Origin of the sequence: Janthinobacterium tructae (assembly GCF_006517255.1) — a bacterium.
Classification (GTDB): Bacteria; Pseudomonadota; Gammaproteobacteria; order Burkholderiales; family Burkholderiaceae_D; genus Janthinobacterium; species Janthinobacterium tructae.
Window position 1 is genome coordinate 5,261,710 of record NZ_CP041185.1, and the last position, 15,955, is coordinate 5,277,664.

Below are 15,955 nucleotides of genomic sequence, written 5' to 3' on the forward strand. Positions count from 1 at the left end.
ACATGGGATAGTCGCGCTTCGGGCGCCGGCAAACTTCAACTGTGCACCGATACGACCTGATTAGCTGTCATGACTGCGGCGTGCTGTACCGCAAACGTCCGCTGCGTCCACGCGAAAAGGCGCGCTGCATCCGTTGCCGCTCGGTGCTATACCGGGGCGCGCACGCGCGGGGCGCATCGGCTGAATTGACCAAGGTGGTGGCGCTGACCCTGGGCGCCGCCTTCGTCTTCCTGATCGCGCAGTTTTTTCCCATCGTTGAACTCGACGTCAATGGACTGAAGTCCAGCGCCACCTTGCTCGGCTCGATCCGCGTGCTGTGGTCCGAGCAGATGCACATCGTGGCGACGATGGTGTTCTTGTTTACCATCCTCTTTCCCGCCATCGAACTCGCTTCCCTGCTGTATGTGGCGCTGGGCTTGCGCGGCGGCGTCAAGGTGCCGGGCTTTAACCGCGTGCTGCGCGCCGTGCAGACGGCGCGCGAATGGGGCATGACGGAAGTGCTGATGATCGGCATCCTGATTACCGTCGTGAAGATGACCAGCCTGGCCACGGTGCTGCCGCAACCGGGGCTGTTCGCGTTTGGCGCACTGACCCTGATGCTGGCCATCGTCGTCTCGTTCGACCCCAAGGCCCTGTGGAACCTCGGCGACGACCTGACCCGTCAAGCGCTGCCGGGCATCCGCTACAAGGCCTTCGCGCCGGGCGCGAAGATCGCGCCCTGCCACGCCTGCGGCCTGGTGGCGCCGCCGCTGGGCAAGGGCAAGCATCTGGCGTGCGTGCGCTGCGGCACGACCCTGCATGTACGCAAACCGGACAGCATCAACCGCACCTGGGCCTTGCTGATCGCCGCCATGATCCTCTACATTCCCGCCAACCTGCTGCCCGTGATGGTGACGCAATCGCTGTTCGGCGCACAGGACGACACCATCATGAGCGGCGTGGTGCTGTTCTGGACCAGCGGCTCGAAAGGCCTGGCCATCATCATTTTCATCGCCAGCGTGGTTGTGCCGATGTTGAAACTGGGCGTGCTGGCGCTGCTGGCGTTCACGGCGCAGCGGCGTTCGCGCTGGCGGCCGCGCCAGCGCACCATCTTGTACCGCATGGTCGAATTCATCGGCCGCTGGTCCATGCTCGACATCTTTGTCGTCACCCTGACGGTGGCGCTGGTGCGCTTCAAGTCACTGGCCGTGATCACTGCCGGACCCGGCGCGCTGGCCTTTGGCGCCGTGGTGGTGCTGACCATGCTGGCGGCGATGCAGTTCGACCCGCGCCTGATCTGGGACCCCGTCGACGAGCAGGTGCCGGGAGAGGAAGAACCCGTGGTGGTGGCAAATACCGGAAACAATACAGTGATTGGAGAACAGCATGTCTGACAAAGAAGCCGGTGACCTTTCCGAAACGGGTGGCCAGGGCGTCCCCCCGTTGCCGGAACCCGATGTGGAACAGGGCAGCCGCTGGCTGCCGTCGCTGGTATGGCTCATTCCGCTGCTGGCCGCGCTGATCGGCGCCGGCCTGGCCGCCAAGTCCATCCTCGACCAGGGCCCCACGGTGACAGTCAGCTTCAAGAGTGCCGAAGGGCTGGAGCCGGGCAAGACCAAGGTCAAGTACAAGGATGTCGATATTGGCCAGGTGCGCGCCATCACCCTCGGCGAGGACTTGAGCAAGGTGCTGGTGACGATCGACATGAGCAAGGAAGCGCGGCGCTTCGCCACCGCCGATTCGCGCTTCTGGGTGGTGCGCCCGCAGATCGGTGCCAGCGGCGTGACGGGGCTGGGCACCTTGCTGTCGGGGGCCTACATCGGCGTCGACACGGGCAAGTCGGAAGCCAAAAAAGAGAACTTCGTCGGCATGGAAAACCCGCCCGCCGTGGCCGGTGACCAGAAGGGCAAGCTGTATACCCTGCATGCGGACAGTCTCGGCTCCGTCGACGTGGGTTCGCCGCTGTTCTTCCACCGCCTGCGCGTGGGCAAGGTGGTCAGCTTCGCGCTGGACAAGGATGGCAATGGCATCACCATGTCGGTCTTCGTGAACGCCCCGTACGACCAGTTCGTCGGCAAGAATGCGCGCTGGTGGCATGCCAGCGGCGTCGACGTGCGCCTCGATTCGAGCGGCTTCAAATTGAATACGCAGTCGCTGGCGGCCATGCTGGTAGGCGGCATCGCCTTCGAGGCGGAAAACGGCCGCAAGCCCGAGGAGCCGGCGCCGGCCAATACCAATTTTCGTCTGGCGGCCGACGAGGCCAGCGCCATGCGCGAACCCGATGGAGAGGCGATCACCACCGTATTCTATTTCGACCAGTCCCTGCGTGGCTTGCAGCCTGGCGCCACGGTGGACTTCCGCGGCATCGTGTTGGGCGAGGTGCGCTCGGTGGGCATCGAATTTGATCCCGTGAAGAAGAACTTCCGCATGCCCGTCACCGTCAGTCTGTATCCGGCCCGCCTGGGCATGCGTTTCAAGACGGCCGTCGACGATGCGGAAGGATCGGCCGGCCACCAGCTGCTCGAACGCATGGTCAGCCGTGGCTTGCGCGCTCAGCTGCGCACGGGCAACCTGCTCACCAGCCAGCTGTACATCGCGCTGGACTTCTTCCCGAAAGCGCCGAAGGTGGCGCTGGACTTGAACAGGTATCCGCTGGAAGTGCCCACCGTGCCCAATACCCTGGACGAACTGCAGACGCAGATCGCCAGCATCGCCCGCAAGCTCGATCAGGTGCCATACGCGGAGATCGGCAATAACCTGAACGCCACCATCAAGCAGGCCAATACCCTGTTCAAACAGCTCGATGGCCAGGTGGTGCCGGAAATGCGCGATACCCTGACGGCGGCGAAACAGACCTTCGGCACGGCCGAACAGGTGCTGCAAAAGGATTCGCCGCTGCAGTCGGACGTGCGCCAGGCCTTGCAGCAACTGACGCAAACCCTGCAATCGCTCAATGCCCTGTCGGATTACCTGGAACGTCATCCCGAGTCCCTGATCCGCGGTAAAAAAGGAGATGAAAAAAAATGATGAAACCGATTTTTTCCGCGCTGCTGGCTGGCAGCCTGCTGGGCGCCTGCTCCACGCCCCAGCCCGAGCATTTCTATACGCTCAGCGGCGGCGCCGACGCGCAGCCGGACAAACCCGTCAAGTACTATGTCGAGGTGCTGGCCGTCAGCGTGCCGCAGCAGGTGAGCCGCAACCAGTTTGTTGTGACGGCGCCGTCGGGACGCATCGAATTGCTGGAGCAGCAGCGCTGGGCGGGACCGCTGGCTGGCGAAATCGGCCAGGCCCTGTCCACGGCCGTGACGGACGACCTGGGCGCCATCGATGTGTTCCGCACGCCGCATCCCGATAACCTGCCCGTGTACCGCATCAGCACCAATGTGCAGCGTTTCGAGTCCGTGATGGGCCAGTATGCGCTGATCGATGCCGTGTGGAGCGTGCGCCAGCTGGCCAGCAACAAGGTGGTGACCTGCCGCACGATCGCCAATGAAAAGGTGGGCGCCGGCTACGATGAACTGGTGCTGGGCCACCGCCGCGCCGTGCACCGCATCGCCGCCGATGCGGCCAGCGTGGTGCGTGCTTTTGACAACGGCAACGCCGCCTGCCCGGCCGCCTGAGCGGCATTGCGCTACCCAGTCCCGGCTGCCGCTGGTAAAATGCGGCCATGGGAATGACCTTGTTCACGCGCCGCTTTGCCGCCTGGATCGCCTGCTTTGCGATCCTGCTGGCGGCGCTCGCACCATCGATTTCCCAGGCCGTCGCCAACGCCAAGCAGGAATCCGGCTCCGGCTGGGCGGAAATCTGCTCGGTGGCCGGCATCCGTTTTGTCCAGGTTCTTCAAGCCGATGGCGGCGCCGCCGACGAAAAATCCGGCGGCAAGGCCATGCAGATGGAGCATTGCGCTTTCTGTTCCACGCATGCGGGTTCCGTCGGCTTGCCGCCAACGAGCCCCGTGCTGCCGCTGCTTGTGGCCAGCGGTACGGCCATTTTCCCGGCGCTGTATTACCAGTCCCCATCCCCGCTGTTCATCTGGTCCACCGCGCAGTCGCGCGCGCCGCCCAGCCTCGTTTAAGTTTTTTTGCTTTTTCAATGTTGGCGCTGTTCACCTTGCGGTGTGACGCGCCGCATCCGCACACTTAAACGAGAATCACATGAACAAGAAATTATTGGTACTGGCCGTGGCCATCACCGCGGCCTACCCCTGCGCGCGGGCGCAGCAACTTGACCAAACCGACCACGCCATTGACACCGTCGTCGTTTCCGGTTCGCGCGCGCAATCGTGGCTGTCCGAGACGCCGCAGGCCATCGGCGTCGTCAATGCCAGAACCCTGGAACGCGACAAGCCCAAGACCATGGGCGATATCCTCAACCGCATCGCCGGCGTGTACTGGAATGACCTGGGCAACGAGCAGCACAGCATGAGCATCCGCCAGCCCATCGGCACGAATGCCGTCTACCAGTACCTGGAAGATGGCATCCCTATCCGTCCGCTGGGCGTCTTCAATCACAACTCGCTCAATGAAATGAACATGGCGGGGGCCAGCGGCGTGGAAGTGGTGAAGGGCGCTGCCTCGTCGCTGTACGGCAGCAATGCCGTGGGCGGCGCCGTCAATTTCCTGACGGCCGGCGCCAGCGCCACGCCGACGGCCAAGGTGGGCGTGCGGCGCGATAACGTGGGCGGCTACACCCGCTACGACACCTCCGCCAGCGATACCTGGGGTCCGCTGGGATTGCGCTTTTCTCATTACAGCTCGCGCCGTTCGCGCGACAACTGGCAAGAGTACAGCTATGGCGACAAGGATTCGTTCTCGCTGCGCGCCGACTATGCGCTCAGCCCCACCTCGCAGCTGCGCGCCACCCTCGTCCACACGGATCTCGATGCGGCCATGACGGGCAGTCTGTTCGAGAATGACTACCGCGCCAATCCGGGCAAGAGCCTGAACACGTTTACCTACCGCAAGGACAAGACCACGCGCATGAATCTGGCGTGGGAGGGCGCGACGACGGCCCATGGCACCAGCACCGTCACCGTGTTTACGCGCAAAAATGACCATGGGCAGATTCCCGCGTATTCCATCGGCAGCTGCGCAGGCATGCTGTGCAAGGGCGTCATCAACAACAACCACGTCGATTCGCTGGGGCTGGACGTGAAACACCAGCAGGAATTCGCGTGGCTGCGTTCGCGCCTGATTGCCGGCGTGTATGTCGACAAGAGTGATAATCCCTTTGTCAGCGATAACCTGTCCATCGTGCGCGATGCGGCCACTGGCCGCTACCTGCGCTATACGCTGGCCAATGCGTCCAATCCGCAGGGCGTGCGCGACTACCAGACGGATATCCTCAACACGGCTGTCTTCGCGCAATGGGAATTTTCTCCGCTGGCCGGCACGCGCGTGGTGCTGGGCGGACGCTCTGACGCCATCCGCTACGATTACCACAACAAGCTGGCGCCCGGCGGCAGCGTCAATTACGGCGCGCCCGACGAGTCGCGCAGCTTTTCGCATGTGAGCCCGAAGCTGGGCGCCACCTACGCCATCGGCCAGGCGGGCAGCGCGTATGCGAACGTCAGCCAGGGTTTTACCCCGCCCGAGGTGAGCCAGCTGTATGGCAAGACGGGCATCGCCGACCTGCAGCCGTCTGTCTACAACAACTATGAACTGGGCTTGCGCTGGGCCTTTTTGCAGGGCCGCTTGAAACTCGACACGGCCCTGTACCGCCTCGACGGGCGCGACACCATCGTCAGCTATACGCTCTCGCCGGGCAACAGCGAAAACCGCAATGCGGGACGCACGCGCAGCGAAGGGCTGGAGCTGGGCCTGAACTACGACAGCGGCCCGTTCGACGCGCGCTTCGCCACGGCCATCGCGCGCCACCGCTACCTGCGCTACCAGGTCTCCGCCAGCCTCGATTACAGCGGCCGCACCATGCCGCAGGCGCCGCGCGACATCACCTCGATCGAGATCGGCTACAAGCCCGTGGCCGGCGCGCGTATCGCGCTCGAAGCCGTGCACCAGGGCCGTTACTGGATGAATAACGCCAATACGGTGGAGTACAAGGGCCACGCACTGCTGAACCTGCGCGCCAGCTACCAGCTCGCGCGCGGGCTGGAAGCATGGGCGCAGGTGCGCAATCTGATGGACAAACGCTATGCCGATTCGGCCAGCAGCAGTTATTCGGGTGTGGGCAGTTACGCGGCCAATACGCAGAACCAGTACACGCCCGGTGCGCCGCGCAGCGTGATGCTGGGCCTGGGCTATACCTTCAACGCACTGTGAGGCTGGCCATGGACGATCACACCTTTCTCATTGCACGGCGTAAAAGCCTGTACTGGCGCATCCACTTCTGGGCCGCGCTGATCGCCTCGCCATTCGCGCTGGTGGCCACCCTGACGGGCATTTTGTATGTGTTCACGCCGCAGATCGAGGCAAGGCTGTACCAGCACCTCGACCATGTGGCACCGCAAGCATCCATGCTGCCGCTGGACGCCGCCGTGGCGGCAGCCGAACGGGCGGCGCCGCGCGGCTGGACTGTGCAACACGTGGTGCCGCCGTTTCAGCAGGACGACGCGGTGCAGGTGGCGTTTGCGCCGCCCGGCGGCGCGCAGGATGAACATGCGGGCCATGGCGGACATGCCGCGCCGGCCACGCCCCCCAGGCCGAAGTTCGGCCTGCCCGCGCAAGCCATCATCGTGTATGTGAATCCGTATGATGCGCGCGTGCTGGGCAGCCTGGCCGGCAGCGAACGCTTCGGCAACTGGGCGAAAAAGCTGCATTCGCGCCTGCTGCAAAACGATGGCTGGCGCTGGATGATCGAGCTGGCCGCCAGCTGGCTGATGGTAATGCTGGTGACGGGCGTGGTGCTGTGGTGGCCACGCGGCGCGCAATCTGGCTTGCCGAAGCGGGGCGCGCGGGGGCGCAATGGCTGGCGCCAGTGGCATGCTTTTCTCGGCGTGGCGCTCGGCGTCGTCAGCGTAGTGATCCTGACGACAGGGTTGACGTGGAGCCAGCAGGCGGGCGGACGCATCCGCGCGCTGCGCGATGCCAGCGGCCAGGCGCCGCCGCCTGTGCCGCGCGGTTTGCATTCGCGCGAGGAGGGCGCTCCGCTCGACTGGCAGGATGCCTGGCAAGTGGCGCGCAGCCATGCACCGGCCATCGCCGTGCAGCTGACGGCACCGGCCGGCCAGGACGATGTGTGGCGCGCCACCATGGCCGACCGCAGCCAGCCCACCTTGCGCTTCGACCTGCAATTCGACGCCTACAGCGGCAAGCCTTTGTACTATGCGGGGTGGCAGGCGCAGACAGCGTTCGGCAAGGCCACGGCCATCGGCATTCCATTTCATCGCGGGGAGTTCGGCTGGTGGAACCAGGCCTTGCTGCTGCTGTTCGGCGCCAGCGTGCTGTTTTCGCTGGTGTCGGGCTGGGTGATGTTTTTCAAGCGTCGTTTGCCAGGCTCGCTGGGCTTGCCCCGGCTGCTGCCGGGCGCCTGGACCTCGCCGTCCGCGCTGGCCTGGCTGGTGGCGGCCGGCATGTGCGCGCTGATGCCGCTGCTGCTCATTTCCGGCTGCATGCTGATGCTGCTGGAGCTGCTCCTGGCGAAATGCGGTGCGCGTATCGGCAGGATGCGACTGCGCTAAAATAAGGGGCGCGGCCAGGCTCGTTGCCATGGGCCGCACCCTTGTACTGGTTGACGCATGATATTCATCGACTTTCCCGCCTTGTCCGCACTGGCCGCCGCGTCGGCCCTGGTGACAAAAAAATGCAGCTGCTGCGCCGTGCCGCTCGATGCCTGGCAACGCCTGCCCACTTCGCTGGAGCTGGATCGGTTTGAAGAAATCGGCACCCTGCGCGAAGACCCGTACGAGGAGCCGACGTTTGCCGAATACCACCCGCACGGCACGCGCTATGACAGCATCGATGCGCCCATCGCGCCGCGCTACTATCCCGCCAACCTGAGCCAGGTGGCGCGCTGCCTGAACTGCGGCCGCCACTACCTGCGCTACAACGAGGCGGGCGGCTATTTCACGGAGCTGCGCATCCGCGCGCTGCGTCCGGCATTGCTGGCCGACGCAGCGTGATGCGTCGCAGGGTTTAGTCTGCGCGCAGGAAGTCCAGCAGTAGTCCCGTAAAGGCCAGTTCCGCTTCGATGTTCGACAGGTGCGAGGCATCGACGGTGGCCACGTCCGCATGGAAGATAGCCTGCTGCATCTGCATGGCGTCGGAGACCGTGGTGACCGGATCGAGGATGCCGGCGATGATCAGTGTCGGTGCAACGATGGCATGAATGGCGCCGCGCAGGTCGGCCTCGGCCAGAGCGTCGCAGCAGCTGGCGTAGCCTTGTGGATTCTGTTGGCGCAGCTTGTCGAGCATGGCGGCGATGGTGGCCGGGCGCGCGGCGACGAATCCCTGGCTGAACCAGCGTCCGGCCGCGCCGTCCGCGATGGCGTCGAGTCCCTCCAGGCGCACGGCGCGCGCGCGGCTATTCCACCCTTCCTGTGTGCCTACCTTGCCCGCTGTATTGGCCAGCACCAGCTTGTGCAGGCGCTGCGGCGCATGGATGGCGAGCCATTGTCCGATCACGCCGCCCATCGACAGGCCGCAGAAATGCGCCTGGCCGATCCGCAGGTGGTCGAGCAGGCCCACCACGTCCTGGCCCAGCATCTGCATGCTGTAGGGGCCGGGCGGACTGCCGGAGGCTCCATGGCCGCGCGTGTCATAGCGCAGCACGTGGAAGTGCGGCGCCAGTGCTTCGGCTTGCGCATCCCACATGCTCAGGTCGGTGCCGAGGGAATTCGACAGCACCAGGCAAGGCTGGCGCGCGTCGCCTTCGCTGCGGTAATGCAGCGATAGTCCATTGATGTCTGCGATTGGCATGTGCGTCCCTTATCCCTGATCGCCGCCACCGACAGGCAGCACGCTGCCCGTGATGTACGATGCTTCATCCGAGGCGAGAAACAGGATCGCGCCCACTTGTTCATCGATGCTGCCATAGCGGTGCATGGCGCTGTGGGCGATGGTCTGGTCGACGATGCCCTGGTACCAGCGCAGTTCCTGCTCATTGAGGGGCGTGCTGTTGCGCGGAATCGCGCGTGGCGGTGCTTCCGTGCCGCCCGTGGCGACTGCATTGACGCGGATGCCGTGTTCCGCATTTTCCAGCGCCAGGCTGGCCGTCAGCGCATTCACGCCACCCTTGGCCGCCGCGTACGGCACGCGGTAGATGCTGCGCGTGGCGATCGACGAGACATTGACGATGGCGCCGCCGCCCTGTTCCAGCATGGCCGGCAGCACCGCGCGGCAGCACCAGAGAGTGGGGAACAGCGAACGGCGGATTTCCGCTTCGATCTGTTCTTCCCGGTAGACCTCGAAAGGCTGTGCCCAGATGGTGCCGCCCACATTGTTGATCAATACGTCGATGCGGCCGAAATCGGCCATGGCCAGTTCGGCCAACTGGCGTGCGCCCGCATAGTGTTCCAGATCGGCCTTGCAGACGCTGACGCGCGCCCCCAGGGCAATCGCTTCGGCGGCCACCTGTTCGACCAGATCGGCGCGATCAGCCAGCACCAGCTGCGCGCCTTCGCGCGCGGCGCGCAGCGCGACGCCGCGGCCTATGCCCTGCGCCGCGCCCGTTACCAGCACGACCTTGTCGGAAAATCGTTGACGATCACTCATTTTTCACACTCCGCTGCTTGCCGAGAATTTCTCGTAGTAGAAGTTGGTGGGTGTCACGCCCGTCTCATTGAGCCAGTTGCGCACCGCATCGACCATGGCGACAGGGCCGCACAGGTACACATCGACATCGCCGCCGTTCATCCATGCCGGCTCCACGTGGGCCGTCGCATAGCCCTTGCGCGCATGGTTGCTGTCGGCCGCCGCCACGCAGGTGACGTAGGAGAACTGCGGATGGGCAGAGGCGATGCGGGCGAGCTGCTCCAGTTCCACCAGGTCGTGCTCATTGGTGACGGCGTACACCATGCGCACGGGCTGGGGAAAGCCGTGCGTGGACAGTGCGCCCAGCATTGACAAAAATGGTGCGATGCCGGTACCGCCCGCCAGCAGCAGGACAGGGCGTTGCACTGGCCGCAGGTAGAAGCTGCCATAGGGACCGGCGAAGCTGGCCGCTGCGCCCGGTTGGGCCGCGTCGCTCAGGTAGCCGCTCATCTGCCCGCCGGGGACATTGCGCACCACGAACTGCGTCTGTGCCGCGCCTGGGGCCGAGCTGAACGAGTACGAACGCGTCAGGCTGGTACCCGGAATGGCCACGTTGACGTACTGGCCCGGCAGAAAGTCGAGTGCGGCAGGATTGGCCAGGTCGATGGCGAAGGCGATCGTCGATGGCGACAGATGCCGTACCGATGCCACGGTGCCGGCGTGGCTGGCCACGGCCGTCTTGCAGGCGGCGGAGGTGGCCGGGATCTTCACCACGCAGTCGGAGGTGGGACGCATCTGGCAAGCCAGGATATGGCCTTGCGCCGCTTCTTCCGGCGTCAGCGCATCCTCGATATAGCTCGACGCGGGCAGGTCGTAGCTGCCGGACTCGCAGTGCCCCCGGCAGGTGCCGCAAGCGCCATCGCGGCAATCGAGCGGGATGTTGATTTTCTGGCGATAAGCCGCATCGGACAGCTTTTCATTGTCGTTACATGAAATGAAGCGGGTGATCCCGTCTTCGAATTGCAGGGCGATGTTATGGCTCATCGTCGGTCTCCTTGCTGGTAAAGCTTGTTAAATGTGGTACACGTCGATGACCTGGTTGATGTAGTCGTTCTTCAGGACGACATACTTGTTCAGGATCAGCGGCTGTGCGCCGGAAAAGTCGATGATGTAGCGCGACATGCCGAAGTAGCTGTAGTCGCGCTTGTAGCGATGGCTCAGCGTATGCCAGTTGAAACGCACCGTGCAGATGGCGCCGTCCTGGCTTTCCAGCTCGATGTTGGCGATGTTATGGCTGGTGCGCGTGTCCGGCATGGTGGCGCTGGAACGCTCGGTCTTGATGCGGAAGACGCGGTCTTCCAGGCCCTGGCGGGTCGGATAAAAGATCAGCGAAATCTCGCGCTGTGGATCGGTGACCAGGGTGTCGTCATCGTCCCAGGCCGGCATCCAGAACTGCGCATCCGGGTGGTAGCAATCGAGCCAGTCGTCCCATTGTTCGTCGTCCAGCAGACGGCTTTCGCGGTACAGGAAGCTGGCGATGTCGTGCTGCGCGATGGCGCTCATGGCTGTTCTCCTTCGGCCGCCAGCGCCCGTTTCATGACGTCGAGCCAGTAGCGGTGCTGCACCGTGTACAGGCCTTCATCCTCGGTGCGCGCGCCACTCATGATTGGCTCCAGCCCGATCTCTTGCGCGGCCGCGTCGGCGCCCTCGATCCAGTGCGTGGCACCGCGGCACATGTCGTTCCATGGCATGGCGCTGCCCGCATAGCCCTGCTGGCATGCGCGGAATTCTTCCAGGTCATCCGGCGTGGCCATGCCGCTGACGTTGAAGAAGTCTTCGTACTGGCGGATGCGCTGCGCACGCGCTTCGTCGTCCTCGCCCTTCGGCGCAATGCAGTAGATTGTTACTTCGGTCTTGTCGACGGAGATCGGGCGCAGCAAACGGATTTGTGAGCCGAACTGGTCCATCAGGTAGACGTTCGGGTACAGGCAAAGATTGCGCGAACGGCTGATCATCCAGTCCGCTGTTGGCTTGCCGAACTGGCGCGCGTAGTCCGCGTGGCGCGCGAAGTTGGGCCGATCCTGCGGATTGGCCCACTGCGTCCACAGCAGCATGTGCCCCTGTTTGAAGGCATAGAAGCCGCCGCCCTGGCGGCCCCAGTTGCCCGCATCCATGGCGCGGATCTTGTCCTCGCGCTGTTCCAGCTGTTCCTTGCGGCGGTTCGTGGTGGCCGCATAGTTCCAATGCACGGCCGAAACGTGGTAGCCGTCCGCGCCATTTTCGGCCTGCAGCTTCCAGTTGCCTTCAAAGGTATAGGTGGAGGCACCACGCAGCACTTCCAGCCCGTCCGGCGACTGATTGACGATCATGTCGATGATCTTGCCGGCTTCGCCGAGGAATTCCTCGAGCGGTGCCACGTCGTCGTTCAGGCTGCCAAACAGGAAGCCCTTGTAGTTGGCGAAGCGCGCGACTTTTTTCAGGTCGTGCGAACCTTCCTTGTTGAAGCATTCCGGATAGCCCGCGTTCTCCGGGTCCTTTACCTTCAGCAGCTTGCCGCTGTTGTTGAAGGTCCAGCCGTGGAAAGGGCAAGTATAGGTGGCCTTGTTGCCCCGCTTGTGGCGGCACAGCTGCGCGCCGCGATGGCTGCAGGCGTTGATGAAGGCATTCAGTTCGCCCAGGCGGTTGCGCGCGATGAAGACGGGCTGGCGGCCAATGTGCGTGGTGTAGTAGTCATTGTTGTTGGCGATCTGGCTTTCATGCGCCAGGTAAATCCAGTTGCCTTCGAAGATGTGCTTCATCTCGAGTTCGAACAGGGCTTCATCGGTGAAGGCGCTGCGGTGCAGGCGATGGTCGCCCGTGGCCTGGTCCTCGACCAGCAAGGCATCGAGATCGGGCGCCGTCGCAGCGGTTGGCCGGTATGGGTGGATGGGGATCATGGCATGACCTCTAGGCGGCTGCGCGGTTGCGTTCGATTTGCGAGGTCGGTGCGGCTGCGGTTTCCGGATACAGGTGGAAGTCGAAGTCGATCGAGGCAAACGGCTGTTGCAGGTCCTTCGCGGCGATGGCTGCGGCATCGCTGACATGCGTGACGGCCGGCACCAGGCCTTCGCGGCTGGCAAAGGCGAAGTCGTCCCACAGGTAGGCATCGCCATCGATGTTGATCTGCGTGGTCAACTGGCGCTGGCCTTCGGCGCTGATGAAAAAGTGGATGTGGGCAGGGCGCTGGCCATGGCGGCCCAGCAGGTCCAGCAGGTGCTGCGTGCTGCCATCCGGCGGACAGCCGTAGCCCTTGGGCATGATGCTGCGGAACTGATAGCGTCCCTGTGCGTCGGCGTAGATGGTGCGGCGCAGATTGAAGGATGACTGGCTTTGGTCGAAGAACGAGTAATTGCCCATCAGGTTGGCGTGCCAGACTTCGACCTTGGCGCCCGGCAGCGGCTTGCCCTGCTGGTCATAGACGGTACCCTGCATGAACAGCACTTCAGCCTGCGCGCTTTCGCTACCGTCGTCAAGACGGGCAAAGCCTTCGCTTGCGGGGGCGCCGGCGACATACAGCGGGCCTTCGATGGTGCGCGGCGTGCCGCCTTGCAGTCCGGCCTTGGCCTCGGCTTCGTCGGCGCGGATATCCATGAAGCGCTCCAGGCCCAGACCTGGCGCCAGCAGGCCCAGTTCATGTGCGGCGCCCGCGTTGGCAAGGAAGTCCAGGCCAGTCCAGAATTCGGCGGGCTGGATATCGAGGTCTTCCATGGCCTTGCACAGATCGCCCACGAGGCGCAGGACGATGGCCTGCACGCGTGGATGGGCCGGCCGGTCGGCGGCGTCGACGATCCAGCTTTTTACCAGGGTATCGATGTCATTGTGTGTCATGTTTGTCTCCTCTGTTGGGAATGATGCTGCGGCGGTTAAAGATCGTTTGCGCGGACCGACGACGGGTGCCGGCACAGGGGCATCACCTCGATCTGCATGTAGGGGTATAGCGGCAGCGACAGCAGCAGCGCGTGCAGCTCCTCGTTGCCGGCCACATCGAAAATGCTGACGTTGGCATACTGGCCGGCGATGCGCCACAGATGGCGCCACTGGCCCTGTTCCTGCAGGCGCTGCGCCAGTGCTTTTTCTTCCTTCTTCAGCGCGTCGGCCCGCTCTGGTGGCATGTCGGGCGGCAGTTTTACATCCATCCTCACGTGAAACAGCATGGCAATCTCCTTATTGGCGCACCAGGCGGCGCAGTTTGTCGGTGTCTATCTGTACGCCCAGGCCGGGACCGGTGGGCACCTGCAGCATGAAGTCGCGGTAGACCAGCGGCTCACGCAGGATTTCCTGCGTCAGCAACAGGGGGCCGAATAATTCCGTGTCCCATGACAGGTCGGCAAAGGTGGCGCACAGGTGGGCGCTGGCCGCCGTGCCGATACTGCCTTCGAGCATGGTGCCGCCATACAGGCCGATGCCGGCCAGCTGTGCCACGGTGGCCACTTGCTGCGCGGGGATCAGCCCCCCCGACTGGGTAATCTTGACGGCATACACGTCGGCGCTGCCGGCGCAGGCCAGGCGGAAGGCGTCGCCGGGGCCGTGCAGCGCCTCGTCGGCCATGATGGCGACGTCGAAACGGGCAGCCAGGCGGCCCAGCGCGGCCGTGTTATCGGCGCGCACCGGTTGTTCGATCAGGTCCACGCCGCCATCCTGCAGTGCGGCGATGCCGCGCATGGCATCGAGCTCGCTCCACGCCTGGTTGACGTCGACCCGCACGCTGGCCGCGTCGCCCAGGGCGCGCTTGATGGCCAGCACATGCGAGACATCGTCAGCCACGCTGCGCGAGCCGATCTTCAGCTTGAAGATGCGGTGGCGGCGCAGTTCCAGCATCTGCTGCGCTTCGGCGATGTCCTGCGCCGTGTCGCCGCTGGCCAGGGTCCAGGCGACAGGCAGCGCATCGCGCACGCGGCCGCCCAGCAGTTCGCTCAGCGGCACGCCCAGGCGCTGGCCCTGCGCATCAAGCAAGGCTGTCTCGATCGCGCATTTGGCAAAGCGGTTGCCCTGGATGGTCTTGCGCACTTTCGCCATGGCCATGGCCACACCGCTCGCCTCCATGCCGACCAGCAAGGGGGCGATATGCGTGTCGATATTCGTCTTGATGCTTTCCGGGCTCTCTTCACCATAGTTCAGGCCACCGATGGTGGTCGCTTCGCCCCAGCCCTCGATGCCGTCGGCGCAGCGTACGCGCACCAGCACCAGCGTCTGCGACTTCATGGTGGCTACCGACATCTTGTGCGCGCGGATGGTTGGCACGTCGGCGAGGATGGTTTCTATGCTGAGTATCATATTTAATTTGTATAATGTGAGCAGGTATGTGTACGATATTCCCCGTTACACCCCACGTCCAACACTGTTTCGGTATGGTTTCAATACTTAAAAGGTATATATGGAGCTGCGTCACCTGCGCTATTTCGTCGCCGTCGCGGAAGAGAAGAATTTCACGCGGGCCGCCGAGCGCCTGCACATCGCCCAGCCGCCGTTAAGCCGCCAGATCCAGCAGCTGGAAGAAGAGCTGGGAGTGCAGCTGATCGAAAAGGGATCGCGTCCCTTGCGCCTGACCGAGGCGGGACGCTTCTTTCATGCGCATGCGCAGGAGCTGCTGGCCAAGGCTGCCGACCTGAAGACCATGACCCAGCGCGTGGGCAAGATCGAGCGCACCTTGTCGATCGGCTTTGTCGCCTCTACCCTGTATGGCCTGCTGCCGGAGATCGTGCGGCGCTTTCGCGAACGCTATCAGGCGGTGGAGATCAGTTTTCACGAAATGACCACGATGGAGCAACTGCAGGCATTGAAGGAAGGCCGTATCGATGTCGGCTTCGGCCGCCTCAAGCGCGAGGATGCCGCGATACGCCGCATCGTGCTGCGCGAGGAGCCGCTGATCGTGGCGCTGCCCATGGGGCACCGGCTCGCCGCGCAAGCAGGGCCGCTGAAGATGAACGACCTGCTGCACGACCCGCTCATCGTCTATCCGAAGTCACCCCGGCCCAGTTTTGCCGACCAGGTGCTGGCCACCTTCAGCGACCGCATGATCGTGCCGGAACAGGTGATCGAGGTGCGCGAGCTGCAGATCGCCATCGGCCTGGTGGGCGCCGGCCAGGGCATTGCCATCGTGCCCGACAGCCTGCAGGGCATGAAGCGCAACGACGTGGTGTACCGCGCCATCGACGACCGGCGCGCCGTATCGCCCATCATCTTCAGCGTGCGGCTGATGGACCGCTCGGAAGAACTGTCCAACATGCTCAGCGTAATTTATGAGATCTACGACGCCTGCAAGCTGCCCCACGTCAAGGAAGAACTGTAGC

Annotated in this window: 16 protein-coding genes; 8 read left to right on the top strand and 8 right to left on the bottom strand. The window is 64.0% G+C overall.

Features of this window, described 5'->3' with window-relative positions; all coding sequences use genetic code 11:
* Positions 1 to 80 precede the first annotated feature (80 nt).
* The 7 genes from FJQ89_RS23140 to FJQ89_RS23170 all read left to right on the top strand — a co-directional run bounded on the left by FJQ89_RS23140 (position 81) and on the right by FJQ89_RS23170 (position 8,056).
* Positions 81 to 1,373 (top strand): paraquat-inducible protein A, encoded by a 1,293-nt coding sequence (locus FJQ89_RS23140; protein ID WP_423245171.1) that lies wholly within the window; start codon positions 81 to 83, stop codon positions 1,371 to 1,373.
* Positions 1,366 to 3,006, top strand: coding sequence for a PqiB family protein (locus tag FJQ89_RS23145; protein ID WP_141171871.1), 1,641 nt, complete (start codon positions 1,366 to 1,368; stop codon positions 3,004 to 3,006). Before FJQ89_RS23140 ends, FJQ89_RS23145 begins: the two co-directional genes overlap by 8 nt.
* On the top strand, positions 3,003 to 3,599 hold the full coding sequence (locus tag FJQ89_RS23150) for a PqiC family protein (protein ID WP_243136213.1): 597 nt from the start codon (positions 3,003 to 3,005) through the stop codon (positions 3,597 to 3,599). The genes FJQ89_RS23145 and FJQ89_RS23150 overlap by 4 nt, the downstream gene beginning before the upstream one ends.
* Before the next feature lie 47 nt (positions 3,600 to 3,646).
* A complete protein-coding gene (locus FJQ89_RS23155) occupies positions 3,647 to 4,054 on the top strand; it encodes a DUF2946 domain-containing protein (RefSeq protein WP_243136214.1) in 408 nt (135 codons plus the stop codon).
* Positions 4,055 to 4,133: 79 nt separating this feature from the next.
* Positions 4,134 to 6,257: a TonB-dependent receptor family protein gene (locus FJQ89_RS23160; protein WP_243136215.1), complete on the top strand. Its 2,124-nt coding sequence runs from the start codon at positions 4,134 to 4,136 to the stop codon at positions 6,255 to 6,257.
* A gap of 8 nt (positions 6,258 to 6,265) precedes the next feature.
* The gene (locus FJQ89_RS23165; protein ID WP_141171872.1) at positions 6,266 to 7,615 is read left to right on the top strand and encodes a PepSY-associated TM helix domain-containing protein; all 1,350 of its coding nucleotides are present in this window, start codon (positions 6,266 to 6,268) and stop codon (positions 7,613 to 7,615) included.
* Positions 7,616 to 7,672: 57 nt separating this feature from the next.
* A complete protein-coding gene (locus FJQ89_RS23170) occupies positions 7,673 to 8,056 on the top strand; it encodes a hypothetical protein (RefSeq protein WP_141171873.1) in 384 nt (127 codons plus the stop codon).
* 13 nt (positions 8,057 to 8,069) lie between these two features.
* Here the strand turns inward: FJQ89_RS23170 and pcaD are convergent, their stop codons facing one another.
* The 8 genes from pcaD to FJQ89_RS23210 are packed head-to-tail and all read right to left on the bottom strand — an operon-like array spanning position 8,070 to position 14,939.
* Positions 8,070 to 8,852 carry a 3-oxoadipate enol-lactonase gene (gene pcaD / locus FJQ89_RS23175; RefSeq protein ID WP_141171874.1) on the bottom strand — a complete coding sequence of 261 codons (783 nt, stop codon included), beginning with the start codon at positions 8,850 to 8,852 and terminating at the stop codon, positions 8,070 to 8,072.
* Between the two features lie 9 nt (positions 8,853 to 8,861).
* On the bottom strand, positions 8,862 to 9,647 hold the full coding sequence (locus tag FJQ89_RS23180; RefSeq protein WP_141171875.1) for a 1,6-dihydroxycyclohexa-2,4-diene-1-carboxylate dehydrogenase: 786 nt from the start codon (positions 9,645 to 9,647) through the stop codon (positions 8,862 to 8,864).
* A gap of 3 nt (positions 9,648 to 9,650) precedes the next feature.
* Entirely contained in the window at positions 9,651 to 10,670 is a 1,020-nt protein-coding gene (gene benC, locus FJQ89_RS23185) for a benzoate 1,2-dioxygenase electron transfer component BenC (protein ID WP_141171876.1), read from the bottom strand.
* A 27-nt stretch (positions 10,671 to 10,697) separates the two neighbouring features.
* The gene (gene benB / locus FJQ89_RS23190; RefSeq protein ID WP_141171877.1) at positions 10,698 to 11,189 is read right to left on the bottom strand and encodes a benzoate 1,2-dioxygenase small subunit; all 492 of its coding nucleotides are present in this window, start codon (positions 11,187 to 11,189) and stop codon (positions 10,698 to 10,700) included.
* On the bottom strand, positions 11,186 to 12,562 hold the full coding sequence (gene benA, locus FJQ89_RS23195; RefSeq protein ID WP_141171878.1) for a benzoate 1,2-dioxygenase large subunit: 1,377 nt from the start codon (positions 12,560 to 12,562) through the stop codon (positions 11,186 to 11,188). The genes benB and benA overlap by 4 nt, the downstream gene beginning before the upstream one ends.
* Positions 12,563 to 12,572: 10 nt before the next feature.
* Positions 12,573 to 13,493, bottom strand: a complete 921-nt coding sequence (gene catA, locus FJQ89_RS23200) for a catechol 1,2-dioxygenase (protein ID WP_071079235.1) — start codon at positions 13,491 to 13,493, stop codon at positions 12,573 to 12,575.
* Positions 13,494 to 13,528: 35 nt separating this feature from the next.
* Entirely contained in the window at positions 13,529 to 13,819 is a 291-nt protein-coding gene (gene catC, locus FJQ89_RS23205) for a muconolactone Delta-isomerase (protein ID WP_141171879.1), read from the bottom strand.
* A gap of 10 nt (positions 13,820 to 13,829) precedes the next feature.
* The gene (locus FJQ89_RS23210; protein WP_141171880.1) at positions 13,830 to 14,939 is read right to left on the bottom strand and encodes a muconate/chloromuconate family cycloisomerase; all 1,110 of its coding nucleotides are present in this window, start codon (positions 14,937 to 14,939) and stop codon (positions 13,830 to 13,832) included.
* A gap of 100 nt (positions 14,940 to 15,039) precedes the next feature.
* On the opposite strand from FJQ89_RS23210, the gene FJQ89_RS23215 reads away from it, so the two are divergent.
* Positions 15,040 to 15,954: a LysR family transcriptional regulator gene (locus FJQ89_RS23215; protein ID WP_141171881.1), complete on the top strand. Its 915-nt coding sequence runs from the start codon at positions 15,040 to 15,042 to the stop codon at positions 15,952 to 15,954.
* The last annotated feature ends 1 nt before the right edge of the window (position 15,955 follow it).

What these genes read in the sequence shown, in the direction of transcription:
- FJQ89_RS23165 (WP_141171872.1), top strand. Translation starts at nt 6,266, where the DNA reads ATGGACGATCACACCTTTCTCATTGCACGGCGTAAAAGCCTGTACTGG.
- FJQ89_RS23215 (WP_141171881.1), top strand. Translation starts at nt 15,040, where the DNA reads ATGGAGCTGCGTCACCTGCGCTATTTCGTCGCCGTCGCGGAAGAGAAG.
- benC (WP_141171876.1), bottom strand. Translation starts at nt 10,670, where the DNA reads ATGAGCCATAACATCGCCCTGCAATTCGAAGACGGGATCACCCGCTTC.
- FJQ89_RS23210 (WP_141171880.1), bottom strand. Translation starts at nt 14,939, where the DNA reads ATGATACTCAGCATAGAAACCATCCTCGCCGACGTGCCAACCATCCGC.
- FJQ89_RS23160 (WP_243136215.1), top strand. Translation starts at nt 4,134, where the DNA reads ATGAACAAGAAATTATTGGTACTGGCCGTGGCCATCACCGCGGCCTAC.
- catA (WP_071079235.1), bottom strand. Translation starts at nt 13,493, where the DNA reads ATGACACACAATGACATCGATACCCTGGTAAAAAGCTGGATCGTCGAC.
- benA (WP_141171878.1), bottom strand. Translation starts at nt 12,562, where the DNA reads ATGATCCCCATCCACCCATACCGGCCAACCGCTGCGACGGCGCCCGAT.
- catC (WP_141171879.1), bottom strand. Translation starts at nt 13,819, where the DNA reads ATGCTGTTTCACGTGAGGATGGATGTAAAACTGCCGCCCGACATGCCA.
- benB (WP_141171877.1), bottom strand. Translation starts at nt 11,189, where the DNA reads ATGAGCGCCATCGCGCAGCACGACATCGCCAGCTTCCTGTACCGCGAA.
- pcaD (WP_141171874.1), bottom strand. Translation starts at nt 8,852, where the DNA reads ATGCCAATCGCAGACATCAATGGACTATCGCTGCATTACCGCAGCGAA.
- FJQ89_RS23170 (WP_141171873.1), top strand. Translation starts at nt 7,673, where the DNA reads ATGATATTCATCGACTTTCCCGCCTTGTCCGCACTGGCCGCCGCGTCG.
- FJQ89_RS23180 (WP_141171875.1), bottom strand. Translation starts at nt 9,647, where the DNA reads ATGAGTGATCGTCAACGATTTTCCGACAAGGTCGTGCTGGTAACGGGC.
- FJQ89_RS23155 (WP_243136214.1), top strand. Translation starts at nt 3,647, where the DNA reads ATGGGAATGACCTTGTTCACGCGCCGCTTTGCCGCCTGGATCGCCTGC.
- FJQ89_RS23145 (WP_141171871.1), top strand. Translation starts at nt 1,366, where the DNA reads ATGTCTGACAAAGAAGCCGGTGACCTTTCCGAAACGGGTGGCCAGGGC.
- FJQ89_RS23150 (WP_243136213.1), top strand. Translation starts at nt 3,003, where the DNA reads ATGATGAAACCGATTTTTTCCGCGCTGCTGGCTGGCAGCCTGCTGGGC.